Raw genomic sequence first — 23,390 nt, 5'->3', positions numbered from 1 at the left:
GGCCCCCTCATCGTGCGAGAGCCCGCCGCATTGCCACAATGGGAACTTCAGCATCCAATCATTGCCCGAAACGGAATAATGCCGGTGAGCAGCAGCCCAGTTCCGAACCTCGACGCCAATCTCGCCGTCGCCCTCGACGCCTTGCTGACCGAGCAGAGCGTCACCCGCGCCGCCGCGCGGCTGCGCACCTCCCCCGCGGCGATGAGCCGCACCCTGGCCCGGCTGCGCCGGGTGCTCCAGGATCCGCTGCTGGTACGGGCAGGGCAGGCGATGGTGCCCACGCCCCGTGCCGAGGCGCTGCGGGACGAGGCCGCCGCGGTGGTGCGGCAGTTGGAGGCACTGCTCACCCCGAGCGGCGGGATCGACCCTGCCGGCCTGCGGCGCACCTTCACCGTCCAGGCCTCGGACCTGGTCGGCGCGGCACTGGCGCCGGGTCTGCTCGGGCTGGCCCGGCGCCGGGCGCCGGGCGTATCGCTGCGGGTGCTGGCCGAGGAGTGGGAGGCGGGCCCTGCGCTGCGCGAGGGCCGGGTCGACCTGGAGATCGGGGCCATCGACCACGTCGACCCGGAGACCCGCGTCGAAGAGCTGGTCACGCTGCGGTTGTCGGCCGGCGTCAGGGCCGGGCACCCGCTCACCGAGGGAACCCTGACCCCCGCGAGGCTGGCCGCGGCCGAGCACGTGGCGGTCAGCCGCCGGGGCCGCTTCACCGGCCCGCTGGACTCGGCCCTCGCCGAGCAGGGACTCGGCCGGCAGGTCAGCGCCGTTCTGCCCGGACATCTGGCGGCGATGGCGCTGGCCGCGGTGGGCAACGCGGTCTGCCTGGTACCGACCGCGCTGCCGGGCGAGCCCCGTTCCCCGCTCAGCGACGCGGCACACGCGATGGGACTGCGCCTGCTGGACATCCCACTGCCGCTGCCACCCCTGACGATCGGCATGGCCTGGCACCCGCGTCACAGCGCCGACGGAGCCCACCAGTGGTTGCGCGACGCCGTACGCCGAGTCCTCCGCCCGCCCCGGGAGCGCTAAGGAGCTGTCCGGCCGATCATGTGACTCTCTAGGCTGGTCCTCTGCTGGACGGGGTGGCTGTGACGGAAGGGGCTCGTGAAGCGGCCATTGCGTGGGTGCAGTTCCAGCGTCTCGTCCCCCTTTGAGCCGGCGAGGGCCGACGGCGGGTCGGTGCGGGCGCCGGCCGCGTGCGGGTGGACGCGCACGATGGTGGAGTCCACCGGAATGTCCCAGTCGATGTCGCCGGCCGCGTCGGCCGCGGCCTGGACCTGCTGCAGCAGACGTTCCCAGGTGCGGTCGGCCGACCACGACCGATGGCGCTCATAGACCGTCTTCCATGGTCCGAACCGCTCAGGCAGATCGCGCCAGTGCACCCCGGTCCGGACCCGGTGCAGAGTCCCGTCGATCGCCCTCCGGTGATCACGCCACCGCCCGCACCGACCGTTACTCACCGGCAGGAACGGCCGCAACCGTTCCCACTCCGCGTCCGACAGATCACCGCGTTCTCCCCGCCCCATACCGGGAAGAACGAGCAGATCAAACGACGGTTTCATGATCGGCCCGACAGCTCCGGGGCCCGGGGAACTGCGAGGCCGACCCTGTGGATGGCCGAACACGCGCGTAAGGCCGATCACGGGGTTGGCGTCGCAGTTCTCCGAGCCCCTGATGATGAGACCGTGCCGTAGGCCCGGAGGGTGTCGGCCGGGTCGCCGGGGCGGCCTCGCAGAGTGGCGTCCAGAAAGGCGAGGGTGGCCGCGGCGACGACGCGCGGGCTCTCGGTGCGGCCCAGGGTGCCGACGATCGAGGGCACCGGCGGCAGGTAGAGCGGGCCGTCCGTGAAGGTGAGGTGCCCGGCGCCGGGGACGGTGAGCCGGTAGCTCGTCGCGGTGCTGTGCTCAAGGGCCTCGGTGAGGCGGGGCAGGTAGCGCGGGTCGGTGCCGGCGGTGATCTCCTGGGTGAGCGCGAGCGCCGGCTGCTCGAGGGCGGGCGCGGTGGGGCCGTGGGGGTAGCCGTCCAGGTCGACGACGGCGTCGAACCGGCGGTCCTGCCGGGCCGCCTGCAGGGCGGCGGCTCCGCCCAGGGAGTGGCCGGCCACCGCGGCGCGGCCGGTGTCCAGGCGTCCGGTCAGCGGGTCGGCGGTCTCACCTCTGTCCAGTCGCTCCAGCCGGGTGAGGACGAAGCCGAGGTCGGCGGCCCTGACGGCGGTCCAGCCGGCGGCCAGCTCCTCGTCCCTGTCGCGGTCCCCGGAGGAGGCGGTGGTGGCGCGGATCGTGCGGCCGTCTGCGAGGACGACGACGGTGGAGTCGTACGGGTGGTCGAGGGCGGCCACCAGGTAGCCGTGGCTGGCCAGCTCCTCCGCCCAGGCGGTGTTCTGGGTCCGCACCCCGCCCGACCCCGGGGAGAAGAGGACGACCGGGAACCGCTCTCCCCCGCCGGCCACCGGGGCGTCGACGACGGCGCGGCTGCGGGCCCTCGGGACGCCGTCGACCAGGAAACCGGGCAGGCCGACCCCGCCGGCGAGGGCCTCGGAGACGGTCCGCGCCTCGCCCTCCGTGCGTCCCAGGTACTGGGCCCGCTGGGTGCCGGCGGGGCTCTTCTGCCCGGGGTACCAGAGCTGGGCCACGACCGTGCGCCGGTCGTCCGGATCGGCGGTGAAGCTCTCGGGGCGGAGCGGGTCGGTCCACTGCACCACCCGGGTGCCGACCGCGAAGGCGCCCGTCGGCTCGGGGAAGACGGGCACGGGGAAGGCCCAGGCGGCCACCGGGCCGGTGGCGATCAGGCCGGCGCAGGCCAGCGATCCCGGCAGGGCCAGCCACCAGCGGGCCCGCCACGCCGGTCGGCCGGCACCGCGCCGCAGCAGGGGCGGGAGGGCGAACGCCGAGGCGACGGCGGCGCCGGCCAGGACCGGCAGCAGTTGCCAGCGGATCCCCACGATGCCCAGCACGATCGCCGACGGTACGAGGACCGCCCCCGCCACGACGGTGACGGGCCGGCGGGCGGCCGGGGGGAGCCAGCGCGCCACCAGCAGCGCGACGGCGCCCAGCAGGACGAGGACTTCCGGAAGGGACAGGAACAGCCCCGGGATGGTTTCGGTCACCCGGCCATGCTCGGCGCCGGGCCCGCGCCGCCGCATCGGCCCCGGGTCGCCGCCGACTGCGACCGGAGTGGCAACCGGGCACCCCGGACCGGCGGTGGGCCTACGACCGCGGGAGGTGGCGGGTCTCCTCCTGTGGTCGTACCCCGGCACATTGCGCTCCGACGCCGGGCTCATGTGCGGCGCGGACCCGCGGCCTAGGCTTCGGCTGTACGCGGTGGCGGCCCCGGCCGGGCCGGCACGACGACCGATCGGCGGAGAGGTGTGACGGTGCGCGACCGGGACCGGGTACCGCCCCTGGTGTGGGACTCGGTACTGCCGGCGCTGCTCCTGCTCAACGTCGTGACCACGTACCCGGCCCGGGAGCTGCCGGTGGCGGCGGCGCTCACCGCCGCCCTGGCGCTGCCCCTGGTGTGGCGGCGCCGGGCCCCGCTCGCGGTGTTCGCCGCCGTGGTGGCCGCGGCCTTCGTCCAGTGGCTGGCGGACGTCCAACTGCCCGGGGACATCGCCCTGCTGGTGGCCCTGTACACGGCGGCCGCGCACACGGGCCGGCGGGGCACGCTGCTCGCCGCCGCCGTCGTGGAGGGCGGGGCCGTGCTGGCCTGCCTGCGCTGGGCAACGAACGGCGCGTTCCTGACCCCGTTCGTCGCGCTCTCCGCGACGGTCGTCGCCGCCGCCGTCCTCGGGGTGAACGTGCGGACCGGCCGGGCCTACCTCGCCGCCGTGCAGGAGCGGGCCGAACGGCTGGCGCTGCACCAGGAGCAGCAGGCGCTGCTGGCCGTCGCCGAGGAGCGGGCCCGGATCACCCGCGAGATGCACGACATCGTCACCCACAACCTGTCCGTCATGGTCGCGCTCACCGACGCCGCCGTCTACGCGCAGCACAGGTCCCCGGACCGGGCCACCGCCGCGATGCTGCAGATCTCCGAGACGGGCCGACAGGCCCTCACCGACATGCGGCGCTCGTTGGGCGTCCTGCGGGCCGACGAGCCGGACGCCGAGCGCCACCCGCTGCCCGGCATCGCCCAGCTGGAGGCGCTCGCCGACCAGATGGCCGCCGCCGGGCTGCCGACCGGCCTGGAGGTCCGCGGCGGCCACGCCCATGTGCCGGCCACCGCACAACTCACCGTCTACCGCCTGGTGCAGGAAGCGTTGACCAACACCCTCAAGCACACCCCCGCCGGCACCCGCGCGACGGTCCTGGTCGAGTGCTCGGCCGGGAGCGTCGGCGTGGAGGTCACCGACAGCGGCCCCCGGCCCGCGCTTCCCGCCGCCGGACCGTCCGGCCACGGCATCCCCGGCATGCGCGAGCGCGCGGCCGCCTACGGGGGGACGCTGCGGGCCGGACCGCTTCCGAGCGGCGGCTGGGGTGTGCGGACCCGGCTCCTGCTCAACAGCGGCGGGACGGGCGCCGTATGACGATCCGCATTGTGATCGCCGACGACGAGGCGCTGCTCCGGATGGCGTTCGGCACGGTCCTGGAGGCCCAGCCCGATATGGCGCCGGTCGGCGAGGCCGCGGACGGCGCCCAGGCCGTCCGCCTCTCCCGGGAGCTGCGGCCCGACGTCGTACTGATGGACGTCCGGATGCCCGGGACGGACGGGATCGAGGCGACCCGGCAGGTCGTCGAGGTCTCCCCGGGGAGCAGGGTGCTGATCCTGACCACCTTCGACCTGGACGCGTACGCCTTCGCCGCGCTCGGCGCCGGGGCCTCGGGCTTCCTGCTGAAGAACACCCGGCCCGAGGAGCTTCTCACCGCGATCCGCAACGTCGCGGCGGGCGACGCGGTGCTCTCCCCGCGGATCACCCGGCGCCTGCTGGAGGACTTCCGTCCGCACCTGGCCGACGGGGGCACCGCCGTCCGCGACGAGCGGCTGGACCGGCTCAGCGCCCGGGAGCGCGAGGTGCTCGTCGAGGTCGGTCGCGGCCTGTCCAACGCCGAGATCGCGGCCGCCCTGTACCTCGCGGAGGCGACCGTGAAGTCCCATCTGGGGCGGATCCTGCCCAAGCTGGAACTCCGCGACCGGATCCAGGCCGTGGTCTTCGCCCACGAGAACCGCCTGGTCCCCCCGGCCTGACGCCGGCCGAGGGCTCAGAACAGCGGCCAGACCACGGCCCGGACCGGGCCGACCACGTCGCCGACGGGGACGGCGCCGCCGGTGGGGCTGTTGCGGTGGTAGCGGAAGTCCGCGGAGTCGCTGCGGTGGTCGCCCTCGACCGGGAAGAACGAACAGATCAAACGACGGTTACATGATCGGCCGGACAGCTCCTAGTAGTGCTTTGTTAGCTGGTGTCGTGGGGCTGCCATGGGGTGGGTTGTCGGCAGGTGGGGCAGGTGCCGGTCCGGGTGGCGAGTAGGTGTTGGAGGAGGTCCAGGGCCTGGTAGAGGGTCAGGCCCTGGCAGGGGCTTTTGGGCAGGTCCGCTGCTCGGTCAGGAACAGGTGGGCGGCGGTGACGAGGGTGACGTGGCGGTGCCAGCCGGTGAGCGAACGTCCCTCGAAGTGGTCCAGGCCTAGAGCGGTCTTCAGTTCGCGGTAGTCGTGCTCGATCCGCCAGCGTGACTTCGCCAGGCGGACGAGGTCCTTGGCGGGGATGGTGGCGGGCAGGTTGGAGATCCAGTACTTCACCGGCTCGTCCTGGCCCTCGGGCCACTGCGCGATCAGCCAGCTGAGTGGGATCGTTCCGTCCTCGCCCGGTTTGGGGCGCCGGCCCGCGAGCCGGACCCGCAGAAACATGAAACGTGAGCTCATCGCGGCCTTGGAGCCTTTGCGCCAGGTCACTGGCACCGCCTTGTCCCGTCCGGCGGCCAGCACGTGTTCGAGTAAGGAAACCGGCCGGGTGCGGTAGCGGGGCTTGGGGCGCGGGCCGAGTCCGCCATAAGCCGGGGTAATCGGTTCGGTGTCCTCGGCATGCGCGGTCATCTCGGCTTTCACCTGCAACACGTAAGCCAGGCCGCGGTCTTCCAGGCCGTGGCGGAAGTCGGCGTTCGCGCCGTAGCCGGTGTCCGCGACCAGGGCCGCAGGCCGGAGGCAGGTCCCCGCGAGTTCGTCGAGCATGTCCAGCGCGAGCTGCCACTTGGGTTGGTGGTGTTCGGTGGCAGGGATGCGGCATGCCTTGCGCCGCTCGGCCGCCTCGGTCCCGTCCCAGCTCTCGGGCAGGAACAGCCGCCACGAAAGCGGGCATGAGGCGGTGTCCGAGGCGGCGTGGACGCTGACGCCGATCTGGCAGTTGCCGACCCTTGCCCAAGGTGCCCGAGTACTGGCGGGCCACTCCGGGTGAAGACGTTCCGTCTTTGGGGAAGCCGGTGTCGTCCACCACCCACACCTGCGGACGCACCGCTCGCACAGCCCGCCAGGCGAGACGGGCCCGCACCTGGTCGACCGGCCAGGTCGAGGAGGTCATGAACTGCTGCAACTGCTGATGATCCACGCCGAGCCGTTCGGCCATCGGCTGCATCGACTTCCGCCGACCGTCCAGCAGCAGGCCCCGCAGATACAACTGGCCCTTCGCCCGCTGGTCCCTCCGGACCAGCGGCGCGAACACCTGCCAGGCGAACTCCTCCAACCGGGCCCGACACTCAGCAAGCTCACCCGCCCTCATGCAAGCAGCGAACTACCGAACACCAACCGTGACAAGGCCAGCTAACAAAGCACTACTAGTGCTGCGACCGGTGGGTCTGTGACCGCTCACCGTCCAGGCTTGAATGCTGGCGATCTTCAACGCCTGCCGATAGGCTCCGTGTTGCTCATGCGAGAGCCACAAGCACTGGCGACGTGTCCGATGGGGGACAGTGCTTCAATCTCGACAGGCAATGAGCACGATGAGTCTCTAATCGTCGCAGAGCCTCAGCAGGCCATCCGCAAGCGGTGGTCGAGCTGAGGCTGCCCGCCGACTGGTCGATCACCTTGGTGAAGGGATCGACTGGTGAGGCTGACTTTTCCCGTTCAGGTACTGCTCGCACTGCTGTCCTTCGTATCGTCGCTGCTGGTAGCGGTGGTGGCGGAGGTACTTTCGCGTGAGACCGGGGCGCCGGTGGCCGGTGCGGTGCTGTACGGCGGTGGCGCGTTCATCGGCTGGATGACGCTCTGCATTGCTGTGCTGACGGCACTCGGCCTGCTCGGCCACCACAGCCATCCCGGCGAGTGAGGGGCCACCCGGCACCCAGGGGCGCAGCCGGAGTCGGATCGCAGCGGGGGTGACGGTGCCGCCGCCGGCATGACCAGGCCGGGTGCGCGGGTGACCGCCGCCCGGCCGGCCGTGGTACGCGAACGCGCTCCGGGACCGGAATCAGCTGAGGCGCATCGCCCCACTGCCCGGGCGCGATCAGCACGGCCAGAGGCCGGCAGCCGCCGCCTGCGGCCAGACGAATCCTCGTGGTCAGGCTGCCCCGGAACGGCCCGAGGCCCTCGCCCACTCACGGACGCCCGACGGAAGGGGAAGGCCCCGCACCCGCCGCAGGGCGAGCGCGGCAGGGCAGGTGTGCCCGGCGTCTTGAGGACAGCCCTCTACGGAAGTCTCCAAGGTCCAGGCGGACCTGGAGCCCTGCCGCATGACGATCACGCGACGTGAACGACGGTCCTGTCAGGAGACTGCCGGGCCCGCCGGCGCAGGAATGCGGCAGCACCGGTCAGGACGACGGCAAGGCTTGCCAGCACGCACACGAGCACGTTGATCGACATGGGGACGTACTCCACCGTTGTGCCGTCGGAGTACACGCAGGCACTACGCAGAGGCCAGTACTCCTGTTGCATGCCGGCCAGTTGGGCGCCCGCGGCGTTCGTGTCTTCGCACAACTCAGGGAACGGTCCCCCCATGGTGACGGAGAACCAGCCGTAGCAGTACACGGCTGCTGCCAAAGAAGAGAAGACCAGAACGAGAACCGCACAGAATGCGGACAGAGGCAGGGGCGGGTTCTTCAGCAGGAGAACGACGATCACGATGCCTGCTCCCGCCGTAGCCACACTGAGGAGCAGCAGCAGGCCCATCAACGGCACCAGCACTGTGCCACCTTTCTCTTCGTCCATCTCTGCGACTGCAAGGGACCGTCTGGCCCTTTGGCATTCAGCGGAATCGGTCGACCTGACGCCCTGACAGCAAGAAGATGCCGCTGACCTGCAAGGATGTGGCAATCAAGGCCTATCTGCGGCAGAAGTCAGGGCACCCTTCCGGTGGTTGAGCGTACAGGTCGGACCTTCGCCTGTCGGTGGTGGCTGACGGGCCGGGAAGCGGCCGCAGTCCGGACCGAACGGTGCATCGGTCTCCATGAACAGCACCACCCCCGTCCACGTCCGACCGCAGCCCTCACGATGGTCTGCCCCGCCGGGGTGAATCGAAGATCGTGCTGCTGGTCGGGGCCGTTTCGCTGCAGTCCTGCGGCCGACAACCCGGGCCCCGACAGGCCCTGTTGCGTCTTGCGTCCAGCCCTCCGGGCTTCCGGGATCACGCGCTGATTTCTTAGCATCAGGGGCCAATAATTCTCTTGTCCGCTGCCCGGACGACTAGAAAGGAGCGCATCGGACCGAACCCGGCACCGACGGGATGATGAACCCGTCGTCGGATTATGGCGAAGGTGGTGATGTGCATGCGTGAGTGCAGCAGAATCCAAGCGGTTGCGGTCAGATCGCTCACGGGAAGTCCGAGTTCCCGACCTCTCCCCCGATAGGCCGGCCATGCTGATACCGATGCTGTTTTCCCCGGCGCTCGCCTCTGCCGACGAGTATCGAACCCTGACGTCGACCATCCGGTCGAAGGCGCAAGATGCGCAGGGATTCTTCGGCGGAGCAGGGCGCAAGCAGGGCGAAATGCCCTACCTTCCTCTCCACGTCCAGTTGCGTGGTCTGTTCATCGAGCTCTACATCGAGCTCCGCCCACGCAATACGAGCCTCCGGATCGCCGGCTTCCGGAACATCTTCGAGAACGGCCAGGCCCCGCCGGAAGCGTACGTCCGCCACGTGCGGGACTCGGTCGCGCCGCCGGGCCTCCGCCGAACGGAAGCCCTGCCGTTCGGCGGAGGCCGGGCCGATCTGGAGCGGGCCGCCGCCGTCCGGCGTTCGGGGATCCTGCTCGGGCGCCGGCCCCTGAGCGACGCGGTCATCCGGCTGCACCAGAACCGCGATCCGCGGAGCACCGCTCACGGAATGCTCGTGCTCTCGGAAATGCTCTGCGAGGCCGCCCGATACCCCGCCCTGGCCGACGCGATGTCACGTATTTGGATGACCGGAGGGCGACTGTAGTCCACAGCAGTCGTCTGAAATTCCCACACTCCACCCATCCAAAGGCGTTGGGGCTCCGAATAGGGACGAGCACCTCTTTAAGGAACTCGCCAGAACCCTGACATCGGCGATTCCTGCTCGCGCGTGCAGAATCCCCATATGCCCCAGCACGTTCCGGCGTGCCGGGGCGGGGGCGGGCGCTGGATATCCGAGGGCGCCGTTGCCGCCTCAGAGGGCGCTGAATCCGGCGCGCCGCACACGGCCGCGTCCCCTGTGAGCCCGCCCCGTACCGCCGAGCGCTGCGGCCCGGCCGCGGACCTCACCCTGCGGCAGTGCCTGCCGACGTGGGCCGACCGCATCGACGCCGAGAAGTCCTCCGTACGGTCCGGGGACGGCCGCGGTCCTTCGCCGGACGTGAACGTCGCGATCGTCGACACCGGCATCACCGGGGACCACCCCGACCTCGACGTGCGCGGCGGGGCCGACTGCCTCAGCGGCACGCCGGAACTCCCGGGCACCAGCCTGGCCGACCCGCTGGCGGCGGGGACCGCCAAGGCCACGGTCATCGGTGCCAAGGACAACGACCGGGGGATCGCCGGAGTGGCGCCGGGCACTCCGACAAGCCCCTCCCCTGGATTCCGGCCGGCTGCGGATCAACTTACCTTCAGCGGACCGGCCGCAGTCGTCCGGCGGCTGGTTCCGGTTCCATGGCCTCCCCAGCCACAGCGGTGTGCTGGGCCTACCACGCGGCCCGCAAGGCCGACGCGATCTGGACGACATCCAGGTCGACGACGACCTCCTCGCCGTCCCACACACCGGACGAGGAGATCGCCAGGCCTATGAAAGCCAGCTCGGCAGCGTCATGACGCAGTTCGTACCCTCCACGGGTCTCCTCGCCGACCACACCCAGCTCCTCCCGATCCCAGGCAGCAACCGCTGACTCTGCCACGGACCGAGGCAACCGCACCGTGATCGGACCGATCTGGGGACCGAGGTGAGCCCCGACCGCCGCCAGCACGGTCCGGTCCTGCTGATACCTCACATACTCCGCGCGATCTTCCACGGGCCGAGGGTACTCATCACCGCCGAGGCGCCATTCGCCGACGGTGATGCCCGGTTGTGTGTGCGACCGGCGTACGCGCAACGCGGACGGGCCGGTGCCGCCCTGGCACAGCAGCACCCGGCCGCGTACGAGACACTGGGCCAACAGCCCGGATCCACCGCCTTCCAGCTCAGCCCGAGCCCCGCCCGGTCACTCGCCCGGCCAGGCAGGGCCGACCCACCCGCACACACCGTCGGGAGCTCAGCGAATGCCGGCACGGCCGACCCTCGCGGTGGTCAGCGGTCCGCCCGCCACTGGTAAGACCACCCTCGCGCACAGCCTCGCCCGTGAAATCGGCTGCCCCGCGATCATCCGTGACGAGATCAAACAGGGCATGGTCATGAACGCCGCGGCCCGCCGGGCCGACCGCGATGACCCCTTCGGCATCCCGGCCATGCACGCCTTCTTCGACACCCTCGGCGTGCTCCTCCAAGCCGGAGTCACCGTCGTCGCCGAGGCCGCCTACCAGGACCGGCTCTGGCGCCCCGGCCTCGAACCCCTCGTCGAGATCGCCGACCTCAGGATCATCCGCTGCACCGCCCCCACCCCGGCTGTCGTCGCACGCATCACCGAGCGTGCCGGGTCCGACAGGCACCGCGCGGCGCACGGCGACCGAGAGCTCCTCGCCGACATCGCCACCGGCGCCTACAGTCCCGAGGCATTCGTCGGCATCTCCCTCGACGCGCCTGCCCTGCTCGTGGACACGTCCGACGGCTGCCGTCCTGGGGTGGCCGAGATCGGAGCGTTCGTCCGAGCGCGCTGACCTCAGGAGCGTCAGGCAAGCCCGCGGCCGTGCCCACGGTTCAGCAGCGGACCGCCGTGACCGTGCTTCGGGAGGGTGAGGACGGACCGGCCGATCTCGGCGCGGTGGCGGTCGGCGAGAATCCGATCGACGGCAAGGGGGAAGATCACCGGTCCCGGCTTCGCCACTCCGGATCGAACAGGCAAGGCCTCAGGGTCCCGGCTACGTCCGGCCCCCACCAGCAGGGGTGGCGTGGGCGATCCGGCTCAGGTGTGGGTGCCGAGCCCGAACCCCAGTGTTCGCCGGGCCGTTGAGGGCTCCGCCTGGGGCGGGTCGGCCGGGGTCGGGTCCTCGATGGCCCGCTCGGCAGCCGTGCGGCCGCGTGCGACGCGCTGCTCCTGATCCTCGCGGAGGGGAACCGGTCCTTGCCCGAGAGGGCGGCGCCTTGTGCTCATCGCCCAAGTCTCGCAGCCTGCCTGACGGACCCTCCGGGGAGGGGGCCGTGCAGCGCCCCTGTCGGCTGTTCCGGGCGGTCGGCCGCTCCTCGTCGGCGACTTCGACACCGCGCAGGGCCGGGGCGGCCCCGAGGTGCCGCCCGTTGTTGCCGGTGACGGGGACGGGGCGGGAACGGTGACGGGACGGTGACGGGGACGACGTCTTCATTCGTGGTCGCGCAGGAAGGCCGGGATCTCGTCGCGGGTCGGGTGGTTCGGCAGGGGCGCCGGCTCGTCCTGGAGGAACGCGGTGATGACGGCGGCGGCTCGGTCGTTGTTGTCGTCCAGGCCGTTCCACATGCGGTGTCCGACTCCGGGCAGGTACTGCGTGCGCTGGATGGCGGGGTCATCGGCCAGGATGGCGGTCGCCCATTGGCGGACCTGGGAGGAGCACTCGGCGATCATCAGCATCGCGGGAGTCCGGGACTGCCTCAGCAACGGTGCGATGGAGGGCGCGTCCTTGACCGTCTGCTGGACGCGGAGGCTGGCAGCGGGGCTGAAGGAGAAGTTCTGTGCGGTGTCCTCGGCGGGGATGCGGTGCGCGTCGCGCGCGCAGTAGGCGGATGCGGTGTCGCTGCCGAGGTCGGCGGCCGTGAAGGCGTTGTCGCCCTCGGCCTGTCCGATCAGTCCGGTGTCGGGGGTGAGGAGTCCGAGTCGCATCAGGCCGAAGGCCACGCCGTACCGGGGAACGTGCGTGGATCGCGGTCCGGTCATGGCCGGCGCCAGGCCCCGTGCGGATTCCCTGCCCTTGTGCCCGGTGATGTGCGCGGTGGGGCCGTCCATGGGGCCCGGCTCGGCGATGACCGCCCGGTGCATGCGTGCGGCGACGCTCGGGTCGGCCAGGGCCCGGGTGAGTACGACGCCGCCTGAGGAGAATCCGAGGATGTCGACCTTGCCCTTGTCCAGGCGGTCGATGAAGGCCGCGAGGTCGCGGACCGACCGGGAGATCGTGTACTGGCCCATGGGGAGCAGGTCACTTCGTCCGCCACCGGCCTGCTCGTAGGCGTAGACGTCGTAACCCTGGCCTGCCAGGAGTTGCAGGAACCGGTGGTCGAGCACCGAGATGCCGCGGACCGGTCCGCCGTTGAGGTACACGAACGGGATGGGACGCCGGGTGCCGGAGTCGGCGGGCGGGTAGTGGTAGACGGCGACCCGGCTGCCCGTGGCCAGGCTCCAGTGCTGCGTGGCCACGAACGGCAGAGCGGGTGGGTGCCGCCGGGCCGTCGGAACGGTCGGGATGCAGACCGTCGCCGTCAGTGCGGCCGCGACCACCACCGGCAGGAACGGTACGAGCCGTGCCGGCCAAGTGCGGTGCCGGCCCCGCCACATCGCGAGGGCAGTCCCGGCTCCAAAGGTCGTCGACCATGCGGCGAGCCCCGAGCCCGCCCCGTCCGTGAGGGCGATCAGTGCGACGAAGACGACGACCAGCGTCGCGACGGCGGCCAGGGGCAGCAGTAAGCGTCCGGTGAAACGGACGAGACGTATGGCGGACGAGGGCACGGCGAACCTCCGACAGTTTCAGAACATCGTTTCAAAACGACGTTATCAGAGGCGGTAGGCTGCCGGGCGTGGGTAGGCCGAGAACGAACGACGACGCTGTCAAAGAGCGGCTTGTGGTGTGCGCGACCGAGATGCTCGCCACCCGCCCGCGGGAATCGGTGACGGTCCGCGCCGTGGCCGCCGCTGCGGAGGCGTCGACGACGGCGGTGTACTCCTTGTTCGGCGGCAAGGACGGGCTCATCGGTGCGGTGCGCGACAGAGCCGTCGCCGGCCTGTTCCAGGGCCTCTCGGCGGTGGAGACCTCAGCGGACCCCACCGACCCCGCGGACCCCGGGGACCCTCTTGCCGACCTCTACGCGCTGGCCGTCGCCTACCGCAGCTGGGGGCGCGGGCACAGCCACCTGTACACCGTGCTGTTCGGTGGTGTGCAGTCCTTCGACCCGTCGGGGGAGGTCGGCGTCAGTGACCCGGTCCGTCCGCTCCTCGCGGCGATCGATCGCGCCTTGGCCGCGTCCGTCCTCGCCGGCGAAGCGAGGTCGATCGCCCTCTCGATCTGGGGGACCCTGCACGGGCTCGTGACTCTGGAACTGGCCGGCGCCCTAGACGCCGCCACGGCCGAGGCCGCGTTCCGATCGACCATTCATGCCACGTTGCGCGGATGGACGACCCCGGAGGTCTTCCGCCGCCTTCGGCAGGCCGAACCGGCTCCCTGACAGGATCAGGGCCGGTATCCGGGCTCCCCCGGTCCTGGCCGGGGTGCCGGTGGCGTCGCCTGGCGAGCAGGAAACCTGGTGGCCGACATCCGAGTCCGTACGGGATGCTGACCGGGTGATAGAGCGAGATGACGCGGTTCGGATGGTTGAGGAACAGCTGGAACGCGACCACCAGCGGGGGCTGCCGGCCGGCGCAGAGCCGATGCGCATGGCTGTGTCACATGTTGAGCGGCACGAGCTGGCATGGATCGTTTCCTGGACGTCCGAGGAGTATCTGCGCACCCGGAATCCGGACTACATGCCGGGTGGGAACGGGCCGTACCTTGTCGACCGTGTCGACGGAGGTCTGCACCGGATCGGTGTCGTCGCCGCGGTAACCGGCGAGTGGGAAGCGGACTACCGAGCCCGCATTCGAGGGCAGGTCACGCGGACCGCGGTGGACGACCTGCACGATGAGATCCGGGCAGCGGCAAACACGCGCGGGAGGGTTCATTCCATGCTCCTCCTGCGCCGAAGAGTGCCGGTGCTCTCCCACGATCAGATCGTCGAGTACGCGATCGCCTTGCACCACGGCGACGCTCCGGCGCACCTGGTGGAAATCGCCACCGGAGAGCTGGTGCCGCCTCCCGACCCGGTCTTGTCCGTGGCGACCGTCCGCGGAGCCGAGCACCGTCAAGCGCCCTGAGCGCAGCAGCCGCTGCGGCTCGTCACCGAGCGCCCTTTCGGTGCGTTGCGTCATGGGGAGTCGGCGGTGGACGAAGACCGGTTCGGGGCAGTTCTCGGCAGTTCTCCCACTCTCGTCGTCACTGGAGCTCAGACCGATGGAGGTGTCTCCGTTCCGGCTGCCGCGGACGTCGTTTCCGGAACGGAGCCTCGGTGCAGCCCGGAGTCGCTCGCGGCGGAGGACGGCCCGGCCGTGCGGACCCGTTGCCGCCTGAAGGCCGGTACACCCAACAGCCCGAAGCCGAGGGCCGCCGCTACGAGATGGCCGACCGTGGTGAAGTCCGGCAGCGGCCCGGTCGTCCAGTCGGCACCGCCGAGGGGCCACGCAAGAACGAATACAGCCCAAGGGAGGCGGCCCCAGCGCGGCAGGGCGAGCGTGCCGACCGCCAGCACGGTCTGGGCTCCGTAACTGACCCCGTAGTCCACGGCCTGCCGCACGGCCGTCGGATACCAACCGTGCTGCAGCGCAACGGTGATGACGACGGCGGTGAGCAGGGTGGCCGCGACATGCCCGCCGAGGAACACGGCTACGGCGCGCCGCTTCCCCCACCGGTGTTCCGCCCAGGCCAGGAAGCAGCAGACACCGAGGCCAAAGGTGATCAAGGTGCCCACGAAGTCGGTCGAGGTGACGTCGGTGAGCGTGCCGTCGAAGAACAGCGCGCTGCCGAGCAGCGCGGGCAACGGATGGTCCTGCAGGTTGTCCAGGTTGGTGCTGAGGTAGCCCAGCACGGCGTCCGCCCGATCGGCGGACAACCCGTAGACGACCCATGTATGACTGGCCAGGAGCAGGCAGACATAGGCGAGGGTCAGCGGCGCACGGCGCGGGTACCCCCGCACGGCGCGGAGTGGTCCGTCCCAAGGGCGCGACAGCGACTGAGAGTTCATACCGTGGCATTCTCCAGGTCGAGCCGGAGGCGGGGATCGGCGGGTGGCGGCAGCCGTCCCGACCGGGGCCGCGCCGCCGGCCCGTGTGCCCGGCCGGCCGGCTTCTGTGACCTCACCAGGGGAAACCCTCGCCGTCAGTCCTCCAGACGGGAAAGCCAGGTGGCGAGGAGCGTTTCGAGCACCGCGGCCTCCTCGGGCGTCACAAGGTCCAGCAGGCGGCGTTCGTTGCGCATGTGGTCGGTGAACGCCCGGTCCACGAGGTCGCACCCGGCCGAGGTGAGGGCGACGATCCGGCCGCGCTGGTCGTCGTCGGAGCGCCGCCGGGTGACGAGCCCGGACCGTTCCAGGCGGTCGATCCGCTTCGTCATCGCACCGGTGGTGACCATGGTGTGCGCGGCGAGCTCGCCCGGCGCCCGTTCGAAGGGCTCACCTGCGCGGCGCAGTGCGCACAGGACGTCGAACTCGCCTTCGCTGAGGCCGTAGCGGTCGTAGACGAGGCGGAGTTCTGCGCCGAGCCGGTCGGCGAGGCGGTGCAGTCGGCCGATCACGCCCTGCGGGCCGACATCGAGGTCAGGCCTTTCGCGGCGCCAGTCGGCCTGGATCCGGGCCACCCGGTCCAGGGGTGGGCCGTGCTCCGCGGACGACACGTTTGCTTCCATGGAAGCTATATTACCTTCCATGGAAGCAAATGCGCGCTGGGTGGCGCTGACGGCAGTGGCACCGGTGGCCTGGGGTGCCAACTACTTCGTCACCCACGAATTCCTGCCGGCGGACCACCCGCTGTACGGGGCCGCCCTGCGAGCGCTGCCGGCCGGCCTGGTGCTGCTGGCGTTGTGCCGCCGACGGCCGCACGGCGCATGGTGGGGACGGTCCGCGGTGCTCGGGCTGCTCAACGTGAGCGTGTTCTTCTTCCTCGTCTTCACCGCCTCCCAGCTGCTGCCGACGAGCGTGGCCTCGACCGTCATGGCGGTGTCCCCCTTGATCATGATGCTCGCCGCCTGGCCCCTGGTCGCCGAGCGGCCCAGCGTGGCTCACCTGGCGGGCGCCGTGACCGGGCTGGGCGGGGTGTGCCTCATGCTGCTCGGGGGCGCGGGCGGGATCAGCATGCCGGGCATCCTGGCCTCGGCCGCAGCGGTGCTGGTGTCGTCCGTCGGCCACGTCCTGGCCAAGCGGTGGAACACCGCCACCGCCGACGCCGGTGTGCTCGCCTCGACCGCTTGGCAGCTCACCGCCGGAGGCCTGCTCCTGCTGCCGGTGGCCGTGGCCGTAGAGGGCGCCCCGCCACCGGTGTCCCCGTCGGCCCTCCTCGCGTTCTGCTACGTCGGCCTGGTTGCCACCGCGCTGGCCTTCGCCGCCTGGTTCGCCGGGCTTCGCCGTCTGCCCGCCGGGACGGTCGGCCTGATAGGGCTGCTCAACCCGGTCACCGGTGTACTGCTCGGGACGGCGGTCGCCGGGGAGGTACTGACGGGCCGGCAGCTGTGCGGACTGGCACTCGTACTGGGCGGAGTCGCTCTGGGCCGGCCCCCGGGCAAAGGCCGACAGGCCAGCCGCCCGGACCGGGCGGCTTCCGGCCGGCCCGACTGCGGACGGCGAAAAGCCGGGCGCACCGGACGCTCCGTGTGACCCGGACAGCACCCGACCAACCGCGGCTCAGCCGGCCCGGATCCAGTTCCTCATCGGCTCCGGCCATCACGCGCAGGCGCGTGACGGGTGTGCGTTCACCAGGTGGTCTTGGTTATCGTTTCGATTGCCGGGTTGTAGATTCTGACACTGCCATGGTCCTTGAAATGTTCGGTACGCCAGGCGGCGAATGCCGTAGCCAGCCGCTCCGCTTTCTCTTTGTCCGGGGAGTCCGAGTCACGAAGCTCACGGTCCAGCCCGGTGACGATCTGTACGTCCATGGTGAGGCCAGAGCCCTGCACTAACACATCGAAGAAGATTGCCGTGAGGTCTTTGGTGGCCTCGTTCCCCAGCAGGAATGTGTGAAATTCCTTCGTGGTTTGATTGGGTTCCTTTCCCTGCACGGCGCGGGGCGTCTCCAGGTAGGACGCCGAGGTTTCGCTGCCCGGTTCGTTGTCGGCAGCGTCGCACCCGAGCAGCGCCATGAAGAAGAAGGCGATGATGGCCGACGTCGCCCCCTTCCGGCGTCGGCGGCCGGGACGAGCCGCCTGTCGGCCTTTGGCCGAGGGAGTTGCGTACGGGGCGGTGGCGTTCATGGGGTTTCCTTTCGTTGACGGCTGCTCCCAGAGGAGGACCGCATTCGCCCTCAGAGGGTTCCGAGCATGTTCCACCTGACGTCCGGCGCACTCCCGCACGACCTGCCACAAGCCTCAGCACCTCAAGCAGCCGACGTCGCCTCATATCGGCTATATGGCAGGCGATTTCAGGCCATGGGGTCACCACATTTCGAAGCGGAACCAATAATGCGCCGCTACGATTCGATCATGGGACCCCTGAAACCGAATCTCATCGAGCTCATAGTCGGCCTCATCACCTTCTTCGCGGTCTTCGCCGCTCTGGCCAAGGTCCTCCTTCCGAGGATCGACAAGACCCTCGCCGAGCGGGAAGAGGCCACCGTGGGCACGTTCGAGCGGGCCGAGGCAGTCCAGCGGGAGGCGAAGCGCGTGCGGAACGAGTACCAGGCGGAGCTGAGCGCCGCCCGTCACGAGGCCTCTCAGATCCGCCAGGCCGCACACGAGGAGGGCCTCGCCCTCCTCGCCGCCGTTCGCTCGGAGGGGCAAAAGGCGCGCGAGGAAATGATCGCCGCGACCACCGTGCAGCTGGAGGCCGACCGCGTGATCGCCGAGGCGGAGCTCCGCGAGCACGTCCTCGGGCTGGCCACCGAGCTGGCCGGGCGCATCATCGGTGAACCGCTCACCGACATGGACCGTGCCCGCGCCGTCGCCGACGAGTTCTTCGCCGACGCGGAGGCCGATACCAAGAGCTGAGCTGGAGGCAGCTCCCACGCGGCGGAGTCGGACGCGGGTGGGTGCGGGTGGGTGCGCTGAGGTCCGGGACGGGCGCGTGCTCCGCCACCCCACCGTTCTAGAGTGGGGTGTCACCGGGCCCCGAACGGAGAAGTCGGCCATGACGAACCGTCATGCGGTGGTGGTCGGAGCCGGAATCGGCGGCCTCACGACCGCCGTCGCCCTGCACCGCCGGGGCTGGCGCGTCACCGTCTGCGAACGCGCCCCCGAACCCCCCGTCACCGGCGCCGGCATCGGCCTCGCCCCCAATGCCCTGCGCGCGCTCGAGGCTGTCGGCATCGATGTCTCCCGCGCGATCGGCGGCGCCGTACCCGCGACGATGGGCGTGCGCCGCCCCGACGGCCGGTGGCTCACCCGGGCGGGCACCGCGGACATGGCTGCCCGCTACGGCATGGCGCCCCTCGCCGTCCCGCGACCGGCCCTCACCGCCACCCTCGCCGCCGCGCTGCCGCCATCGGCCCTTCGTTACGGCACCGAGGTGACCGGCGTCGACGATGCCGAGGGCCGCCGCCCGGCCGTCCGCACGGCGGCGGGCCCGGACCTTCCCGCCGATCTGGTCGTCGCCGCCGACGGCATCCACAGTCCGCTGCGCCGCGCGCACTTCCCCGCGCACCCCGGACTGCACTACATCGGTGAGACGGCCTGGCGGACCATCGTGGACGCCCCGGACCTGCGGATACCGGCCATGAGCGAGACGTGGGGCCGGGGGCAGCGGTTCGGGGTGACCCCGCTCGTGGACGGCCGCTCCTACCTCTACGCCACCGCGGTCGTCCCGCCGGACACCCGCCTCGCCGACCCGCGCACCGAACTGCGGCAGCGCTTCGGCTCGTGGCACGACCCCGTTCCGGCCCTGCTGGACCGCGTCGGGCGCCTCGACGCTGCCGATGTCCTGCGGAACGACCTCTACGACCTGGCCGCCCCGCTCCCGTACCTGCACCACGGCCGGATCGCCTGGCTGGGCGACGCGGCCCACGCCATGGCTCCCAACCTCGGCCAGGGCGGCTGCCAGGCCATCGAGGACGCGGTGGTCCTCGCCCATCTGCTGCCGGACGGAGAGCGCGGCGACAGCGGGGACAGCTACGACGGCGGGGACACCGCCGTTCCGGCCGCCCTCGCCGCGTACACCGCCGCTCGCCGCGACCGAACCGACGCCGTGCGGCTTCGCGCCCGCCGCGTCGGACGTCTGGGCGTCCTGCGCAATCCGGTCCTGGCGGCCGTCCGTGATCTCGCGGTCCGTGTCACCCCGGACCGTCTGGCCCTGCGCGGCATGGACGACCTCTTCAACGGTTTCCGCCTCCCCGCCGCATAGCGGAGGGGCAGGCCGGGACCGGGTGCTACGGAGTGGTGCGGGCCGGGAAGGAGAAGCCGTAGCCCTGCTCGGTGAGCCAGGGCAGGTACTCCTTCAGCGCGGCGACGGTCTCGCTGCGGTCGCCGCCCCCGTCGTGGAAGAGGACCGTCGGCTGGTGGGGGAGCTTGCCCTGCACGGTGGAGAGGATGGCCTCCAGGCCCGGCCGGCTCCAGTCCTTGGGGTCGACGCTCCAGCCCAGCGGCCGCATCCCGCTGGCGGCGGCGATCGCGCGGCTGTCAGGGGTGAAGGCTCCGCCCGGCGCGCGGTAGTAGGTCACGGCGACTCCGGGAACGGCCTTCTCGATCATGGCCTTGCCGTCGAGGATCTGCTGCCGCTGGTAGGCGACGGGCTTGTGGTCCATCGTGACGTCGTGGTCGACCGAGTGGTCGCACAGCTGGTGCCCGTCGGCGGCGACCGCGCGCACCAGCTCCGGGTACTTCTGCGCCTTGGTGCCGATCATGCAGAAAGTGGCCTTGACGTGGTTCTTTCGCAGCGTCTCCAGGACCTGGGGCGTCCAGCGGGGGTCCGGGCCGTCGTCGATGGTGATCGCGACCTGGCGGCCCGCGCCCTGCGCCAGCCGGGAGATCCCCAGCGGGACCCCTGAGGCGCCCTGGGCAGTGCCCTGGGCGGCGCCTGCGGTTCCGGCCGGTGCGGAGTGGCCGGCGGGGGGCGCGTCCGGGGCGCGGCCCACCGAGTCGTCCGTGGCGGCGTACGCGGGAGAGCCGGCTGCGGCCAGGAGGCCGAGGAGGGCGGCCGCAGCGACGTACCCCGCCCGTCGACGACGTGCGGAAGTGGTGGTGATGCGCATGGACGTGCTCTTCCTTTGCCCTCAGCCCCCGGATCTCGCTGGTCGGTCCAGGCTAGGTCATCCGTTCGGACCCCTTCCTCCACCAAATGGCCCGTTTTGTGTGGTTCAGTGCACACGGGTCCCCCGGCGAGACGGCGACAACCTCGGAGCGCCAACGGTTGTGGCCGCATCCGTGGTGCCGCGCCGCCTGTGAGCAGTGTCACGGCCGGCGGTCCGGTCTACGGTGCCGTCGCGGCTCCGCAGTGCTTCCTGATGAGCGCGTACGAGGCGATGCGGTCACCGAGGTCGTAGACGGGGGTGGCCAGCATCAGCTCGTCCGCCCCGGTCTCGGCGGCCAGGTGTGCGAGCCGCTGCACGACGGTCTCGGGCGTGCCGACGGCCTGCTGGGCGCGGAAGCCCGCCAGCGCCTGCCGCTCCTGCTCCGTGAAGGGGTGGGCGGCCGCCTGCGCGGGGGTGGGGAAGGGCGTCTGGCTCTCCCCCTTCAGGAGGCCGGCCTTGACGACGTTCATCGGCCCCGCACGCCGGACGGCTTCCTCCTCCGTCTCCGCGCACACCGCCTCCACGCACAGCAGCACCCGGGGCCGTTCGCACCAGCGGGACGGGGAGAACGCCGACCGGTAACACTCCAGAGCCGCAAGGGTGCTGTCCGGCCGGATGTGGTGCGCGACCGCGACCGGCAGGCCGAGTTCCGCCGCGAGCGCGGCCCCCGCGGGGCTGGAGACCAGCAGCCACGGCTCCGGCAGCGGACCCAGTGCCACCTCGTCCACCAGCAACGAAAGAATCGCGGCCACGTCGTCCCGGTACTCGGCATCCGTCGTCGGTTCGGCGCCGCGGCGCAGCGCCCGCGCGGTGGCCTCGTCGAACGTGCCGGGACCGCGGCCGATGCCCAGGTCGATGCGGTCCTCGTGCAGGGCGGCCAGCGTGCCGAACTGCTCCGCCAGCGTGATGGGGGCGTGGTTGGGGGCCAGCACCCCGCCCGAACCGATACGGATGGCCGAGGTCGACGCGGCCGCGTGCGCCGTCAGTACGACCGGTGGGAACGCGCCGATCGCGGGAGAGTGGTGATGCTCCGCGTACCAGATGCGGTGGTAGCCGAGGTCCTCCAGTCCTTGGGCGAAGGCCGTGGTGTCCCGCAGGGTGTCCGTGGCTCGGGTGCCCGTTTGCACCATCGCGACTTCCAGCGCTGAAAGAGGTATGTCGAGCAGCATGGCGTCAGCATAGGGATCGCGGGTGGCGGCGCGGACGAGCGTGATCGTTTTCGCGCCACGCCGCCACACCGCCCCGCCACAACCGGCGTCGCGACACCGGCGTCACCACAACCGGCGTCGCGACAACCGGCGTCGTCGCCGCGGCTCAGTGCCCCTTGAGCAGGGCGCAGACGAAGTTCTCCTGCACGGTGCGCAGTCGGGCCAGCAGCGCGGGCTTGTTGCCCTTGCTGGTCTGGGTGTTGATCGAGAAGGTCAGCGACCGGGTGCCGTCGGGTGTGGTGGCCGCGAGCTGGGTGTATCCGGGGAAGTTCCCGGTGTGGCCGTAGAGCACTCCGCAGCGGGTGGTGTACTGGAAGATCGCCAGTCCGGCGGCATTGGTGCCGGGGCCGGCCGGCTCCGAGGAGTCGCCGGGACGGAAGGTCAGCTGCTCCTTGCGGGTCTGCGGCGACAGCAGGGCGGGACCGCCGTAGGCCCGGATGAAGGTGCCCAGTTCCCTGGGGGTGGAGACGATGCCGCCGGAGGCCCAGACACTGGAGGCGCCCAGTGCCTCGCTGATGTCCTCCGGTTCGGCCGGCGGCTGGACGTCGTAGCCGTGCAGGTACGGATGCGGGAGCCGGTAGCCCAAGGGGAGGCTGGTGCGGCGCAGCCCCAGCGGGCGGTACACGAGCTCCTTGAGGAGGTCCTCGTAGCTGCGGTCGGTGACGGCCTCGGCCATCAGCGCGACGGCGATGTTGTCCGAGTTGGAGTACTCGTACAGGGATCCGGGGGCGAAGCGCAGCGGCTCGTCGGCCACGAAGTCGAGGAGGGTGCGCGGGTCGAACACGTGGCGCGGGTCTGCGCGGAGGATGTCCACGAACCCGGGGTCGGTCGTGTAGTCCGGCAGGCCGCTCGTGTGCTGGAGGAGCTGACGCAGGGTCACCGCGTGCCAGGCCTCGGGCTGGTCGGGCAGCCGCTCGCCGATGGTGTCGTCGAGGGAGAGCAGGCCCTGGTCGACGAGCCGGAGGGCGACGGCCCCGCTGAACGCCTTGGCGATGCTGGCGATGCGCATGTGGTCGTCGGGGTGCGGTGGGCGACCGGTCGCGATGTCCCCGACGCCGGCCGTGTACACCTCCGTACGGTCGCCCCGGGTGAGCATGGCGATGACCCCGGGCGGGCCGTCCTCCTGGGCGACCAGCCCGTCGAGCTGCCGCTGGAGGCGCTTGTCGTGGTGCGGGCGGCCATCGCCCGGGCCCGGGTCACCGGCCGCCTGCGCGGGCTGCAGCCCTCCGAGCGCGGCGGCGGTCAGGACGGTGGCGGACAGCCCGGTGCGGAGGCGGCTGCGGCGGGCTCGGGCGCGGGCACGGGTCGGCATGTACGTGGCTCCTGGTGTGCTCGGGGATGGCCGGGGCGGGCGGGATGGCTGGGGCGGGCGGCGCCCGGCCCGGCCCAGCAGTAGCAGCCCGAGCGACCCGCCGGGTCCGCGGCGCGCGTCACGACCCCCCGGTTGGCCGCGCAAGTCGCCGCCGGATTCAGGCTGCCGCCGAGCCGGGCGGTCAGCGGGCGGGCCTCTGCCATCCGTACCGCACAGC

The 23,390-nt window shown here is 71.5% G+C and carries 23 protein-coding genes and 2 pseudogenes; 11 read left to right on the top strand and 14 right to left on the bottom strand.

What is annotated here, in order from left to right; genetic code table 11:
• The first annotated feature begins 78 nt into the window (after positions 1–78).
• Positions 79–1,026, top strand: a complete 948-nt coding sequence (locus ACFY04_RS09575) for a LysR family transcriptional regulator (protein WP_389115320.1) — start codon at positions 79–81, stop codon at positions 1,024–1,026.
• On the opposite strand, the gene ACFY04_RS09570 is transcribed toward ACFY04_RS09575, so the two are convergent.
• Together ACFY04_RS09570 and ACFY04_RS09565 are read right to left on the bottom strand one after the other, a co-directional pair.
• Positions 1,023–1,523, bottom strand: coding sequence for an IS5 family transposase (locus ACFY04_RS09570; protein WP_389115458.1), 501 nt, complete (start codon positions 1,521–1,523; stop codon positions 1,023–1,025). The genes ACFY04_RS09575 and ACFY04_RS09570 overlap by 4 nt on opposite strands.
• Before the next feature lie 113 nt (positions 1,524–1,636).
• Positions 1,637–3,139 (bottom strand): alpha/beta hydrolase family protein, encoded by a 1,503-nt coding sequence (locus tag ACFY04_RS09565; RefSeq protein ID WP_389115318.1) that lies wholly within the window; start codon positions 3,137–3,139, stop codon positions 1,637–1,639.
• 231 nt (positions 3,140–3,370) lie between these two features.
• Between ACFY04_RS09565 and ACFY04_RS09560 the strand changes: the two genes are divergently transcribed.
• Positions 3,371–4,519: a sensor histidine kinase gene (locus ACFY04_RS09560; protein ID WP_389115317.1), complete on the top strand. Its 1,149-nt coding sequence runs from the start codon at positions 3,371–3,373 to the stop codon at positions 4,517–4,519.
• A complete protein-coding gene (locus ACFY04_RS09555; RefSeq protein WP_389115316.1) occupies positions 4,516–5,178 on the top strand; it encodes a response regulator in 663 nt (220 codons plus the stop codon). The genes ACFY04_RS09560 and ACFY04_RS09555 overlap by 4 nt, the downstream gene beginning before the upstream one ends.
• A 14-nt stretch (positions 5,179–5,192) precedes the next feature.
• Here the strand turns inward: ACFY04_RS09555 and ACFY04_RS09550 are convergent, their stop codons facing one another.
• The gene (locus ACFY04_RS09550; protein ID WP_389115313.1) at positions 5,193–5,339 is read right to left on the bottom strand and encodes a hypothetical protein; all 147 of its coding nucleotides are present in this window, start codon (positions 5,337–5,339) and stop codon (positions 5,193–5,195) included.
• Between the two features lie 151 nt (positions 5,340–5,490).
• Positions 5,491–6,700 (bottom strand): annotated as a pseudogene (locus ACFY04_RS09545) (IS701 family transposase).
• A 324-nt stretch (positions 6,701–7,024) separates the two neighbouring features.
• On the opposite strand from ACFY04_RS09545, the gene ACFY04_RS09540 reads away from it, so the two are divergent.
• The gene (locus ACFY04_RS09540; RefSeq protein WP_389115472.1) at positions 7,025–7,246 is read left to right on the top strand and encodes a hypothetical protein; all 222 of its coding nucleotides are present in this window, start codon (positions 7,025–7,027) and stop codon (positions 7,244–7,246) included.
• A 43-nt stretch (positions 7,247–7,289) separates the two neighbouring features.
• Here ACFY04_RS09540 and ACFY04_RS09535 read toward each other — a convergent pair.
• A pseudogene (locus ACFY04_RS09535) lies at positions 7,290–7,508 on the bottom strand (IS5/IS1182 family transposase); the annotation flags it as partial.
• A gap of 148 nt (positions 7,509–7,656) precedes the next feature.
• The gene (locus ACFY04_RS09530; RefSeq protein ID WP_389115311.1) at positions 7,657–8,124 is read right to left on the bottom strand and encodes a hypothetical protein; all 468 of its coding nucleotides are present in this window, start codon (positions 8,122–8,124) and stop codon (positions 7,657–7,659) included.
• 657 nt (positions 8,125–8,781) lie between these two features.
• Between ACFY04_RS09530 and ACFY04_RS09525 the strand changes: the two genes are divergently transcribed.
• Positions 8,782–9,333, top strand: coding sequence for a ribosome-inactivating family protein (locus ACFY04_RS09525; protein ID WP_314251634.1), 552 nt, complete (start codon positions 8,782–8,784; stop codon positions 9,331–9,333).
• A 718-nt stretch (positions 9,334–10,051) separates the two neighbouring features.
• Here ACFY04_RS09525 and ACFY04_RS09520 read toward each other — a convergent pair.
• Complete coding sequence (locus tag ACFY04_RS09520; protein WP_389115308.1) at positions 10,052–10,261, bottom strand: hypothetical protein; 210 nt, start codon at positions 10,259–10,261, stop codon at positions 10,052–10,054.
• 361 nt (positions 10,262–10,622) lie between these two features.
• Here ACFY04_RS09520 and ACFY04_RS09515 point away from each other — a divergent pair, with 361 nt between their 5' ends.
• Positions 10,623–11,177 (top strand): AAA family ATPase, encoded by a 555-nt coding sequence (locus tag ACFY04_RS09515; protein WP_389115306.1) that lies wholly within the window; start codon positions 10,623–10,625, stop codon positions 11,175–11,177.
• A gap of 638 nt (positions 11,178–11,815) precedes the next feature.
• On the opposite strand, the gene ACFY04_RS09510 is transcribed toward ACFY04_RS09515, so the two are convergent.
• Positions 11,816–13,150, bottom strand: a complete 1,335-nt coding sequence (locus ACFY04_RS09510; RefSeq protein WP_389115305.1) for an alpha/beta fold hydrolase — start codon at positions 13,148–13,150, stop codon at positions 11,816–11,818.
• Positions 13,151–13,218: 68 nt separating this feature from the next.
• Here ACFY04_RS09510 and ACFY04_RS09505 point away from each other — a divergent pair, with 68 nt between their 5' ends.
• Both ACFY04_RS09505 and ACFY04_RS09500 read left to right on the top strand, forming a co-directional pair.
• Positions 13,219–13,863, top strand: coding sequence for a WHG domain-containing protein (locus ACFY04_RS09505; RefSeq protein ID WP_389115303.1), 645 nt, complete (start codon positions 13,219–13,221; stop codon positions 13,861–13,863).
• Positions 13,864–13,978: 115 nt separating this feature from the next.
• Positions 13,979–14,548 (top strand): YrhB domain-containing protein, encoded by a 570-nt coding sequence (locus tag ACFY04_RS09500; protein ID WP_389115302.1) that lies wholly within the window; start codon positions 13,979–13,981, stop codon positions 14,546–14,548.
• A gap of 128 nt (positions 14,549–14,676) precedes the next feature.
• Here the strand turns inward: ACFY04_RS09500 and ACFY04_RS09495 are convergent, their stop codons facing one another.
• Complete coding sequence (locus tag ACFY04_RS09495) at positions 14,677–15,471, bottom strand: rhomboid-like protein (RefSeq protein WP_389115301.1); 795 nt, start codon at positions 15,469–15,471, stop codon at positions 14,677–14,679.
• 134 nt (positions 15,472–15,605) lie between these two features.
• Positions 15,606–16,130 (bottom strand): MarR family winged helix-turn-helix transcriptional regulator, encoded by a 525-nt coding sequence (locus ACFY04_RS09490; RefSeq protein ID WP_389115300.1) that lies wholly within the window; start codon positions 16,128–16,130, stop codon positions 15,606–15,608.
• A gap of 19 nt (positions 16,131–16,149) precedes the next feature.
• On the opposite strand from ACFY04_RS09490, the gene ACFY04_RS09485 reads away from it, so the two are divergent.
• Positions 16,150–17,094 (top strand): EamA family transporter, encoded by a 945-nt coding sequence (locus ACFY04_RS09485; protein ID WP_389115298.1) that lies wholly within the window; start codon positions 16,150–16,152, stop codon positions 17,092–17,094.
• Positions 17,095–17,189: 95 nt separating this feature from the next.
• Here ACFY04_RS09485 and ACFY04_RS09480 read toward each other — a convergent pair whose 3' ends face one another.
• The gene (locus ACFY04_RS09480; RefSeq protein WP_389115296.1) at positions 17,190–17,687 is read right to left on the bottom strand and encodes a hypothetical protein; all 498 of its coding nucleotides are present in this window, start codon (positions 17,685–17,687) and stop codon (positions 17,190–17,192) included.
• Positions 17,688–17,915: 228 nt separating this feature from the next.
• Between ACFY04_RS09480 and ACFY04_RS09475 the strand changes: the two genes are divergently transcribed.
• Positions 17,916–18,419, top strand: a complete 504-nt coding sequence (locus tag ACFY04_RS09475; RefSeq protein WP_389115294.1) for a hypothetical protein — start codon at positions 17,916–17,918, stop codon at positions 18,417–18,419.
• Between the two features lie 139 nt (positions 18,420–18,558).
• On the top strand, positions 18,559–19,767 hold the full coding sequence (locus ACFY04_RS09470) for an FAD-dependent oxidoreductase (protein WP_389115293.1): 1,209 nt from the start codon (positions 18,559–18,561) through the stop codon (positions 19,765–19,767).
• A 25-nt stretch (positions 19,768–19,792) separates the two neighbouring features.
• Here the strand turns inward: ACFY04_RS09470 and ACFY04_RS09465 are convergent, their stop codons facing one another.
• From ACFY04_RS09465 to ACFY04_RS09455, 3 genes are all read right to left on the bottom strand, one after another.
• The gene (locus tag ACFY04_RS09465) at positions 19,793–20,614 is read right to left on the bottom strand and encodes a polysaccharide deacetylase family protein (protein ID WP_389115291.1); all 822 of its coding nucleotides are present in this window, start codon (positions 20,612–20,614) and stop codon (positions 19,793–19,795) included.
• Positions 20,615–20,832: 218 nt separating this feature from the next.
• Complete coding sequence (locus ACFY04_RS09460) at positions 20,833–21,819, bottom strand: MsnO8 family LLM class oxidoreductase (protein WP_389115456.1); 987 nt, start codon at positions 21,817–21,819, stop codon at positions 20,833–20,835.
• Between the two features lie 148 nt (positions 21,820–21,967).
• Positions 21,968–23,173: a serine hydrolase domain-containing protein gene (locus ACFY04_RS09455; RefSeq protein WP_389115289.1), complete on the bottom strand. Its 1,206-nt coding sequence runs from the start codon at positions 23,171–23,173 to the stop codon at positions 21,968–21,970.
• Positions 23,174–23,390 lie beyond the last annotated feature (217 nt).

It is taken from the genome of Streptomyces sp. NPDC001549, from assembly GCF_042894025.1.
Taxonomy (GTDB): domain Bacteria; phylum Actinomycetota; class Actinomycetes; order Streptomycetales; family Streptomycetaceae; genus Streptomyces; species Streptomyces kutzneri.
The sequence above is the reverse complement of the archived record's forward strand: the minus strand, read 5'-3'. Positions and strand labels throughout refer to the sequence as shown.

Excerpts from the sequence above, each read along its gene's own strand:
- ACFY04_RS09485 (WP_389115298.1), top strand. The coding sequence starts at position 16,150 with ATGGAAGCAAATGCGCGCTGGGTGGCGCTGACGGCAGTGGCACCGGTG.
- ACFY04_RS09555 (WP_389115316.1), top strand. The coding sequence starts at position 4,516 with ATGACGATCCGCATTGTGATCGCCGACGACGAGGCGCTGCTCCGGATG.
- ACFY04_RS09575 (WP_389115320.1), top strand. The coding sequence starts at position 79 with ATGCCGGTGAGCAGCAGCCCAGTTCCGAACCTCGACGCCAATCTCGCC.
- ACFY04_RS09480 (WP_389115296.1), bottom strand. The coding sequence starts at position 17,687 with ATGAACGCCACCGCCCCGTACGCAACTCCCTCGGCCAAAGGCCGACAG.
- ACFY04_RS09475 (WP_389115294.1), top strand. The coding sequence starts at position 17,916 with ATGGGACCCCTGAAACCGAATCTCATCGAGCTCATAGTCGGCCTCATC.
- ACFY04_RS09470 (WP_389115293.1), top strand. The coding sequence starts at position 18,559 with ATGACGAACCGTCATGCGGTGGTGGTCGGAGCCGGAATCGGCGGCCTC.
- ACFY04_RS09495 (WP_389115301.1), bottom strand. The coding sequence starts at position 15,471 with ATGAACTCTCAGTCGCTGTCGCGCCCTTGGGACGGACCACTCCGCGCC.
- ACFY04_RS09565 (WP_389115318.1), bottom strand. The coding sequence starts at position 3,139 with ATGCGGCGGCGCGGGCCCGGCGCCGAGCATGGCCGGGTGACCGAAACC.
- ACFY04_RS09530 (WP_389115311.1), bottom strand. The coding sequence starts at position 8,124 with ATGGACGAAGAGAAAGGTGGCACAGTGCTGGTGCCGTTGATGGGCCTG.
- ACFY04_RS09490 (WP_389115300.1), bottom strand. The coding sequence starts at position 16,130 with ATGGAAGCAAACGTGTCGTCCGCGGAGCACGGCCCACCCCTGGACCGG.
- ACFY04_RS09465 (WP_389115291.1), bottom strand. The coding sequence starts at position 20,614 with ATGCGCATCACCACCACTTCCGCACGTCGTCGACGGGCGGGGTACGTC.
- ACFY04_RS09525 (WP_314251634.1), top strand. The coding sequence starts at position 8,782 with ATGCTGTTTTCCCCGGCGCTCGCCTCTGCCGACGAGTATCGAACCCTG.
- ACFY04_RS09570 (WP_389115458.1), bottom strand. The coding sequence starts at position 1,523 with ATGGGGCGGGGAGAACGCGGTGATCTGTCGGACGCGGAGTGGGAACGG.
- ACFY04_RS09455 (WP_389115289.1), bottom strand. The coding sequence starts at position 23,173 with ATGCCGACCCGTGCCCGCGCCCGAGCCCGCCGCAGCCGCCTCCGCACC.
- ACFY04_RS09515 (WP_389115306.1), top strand. The coding sequence starts at position 10,623 with ATGCCGGCACGGCCGACCCTCGCGGTGGTCAGCGGTCCGCCCGCCACT.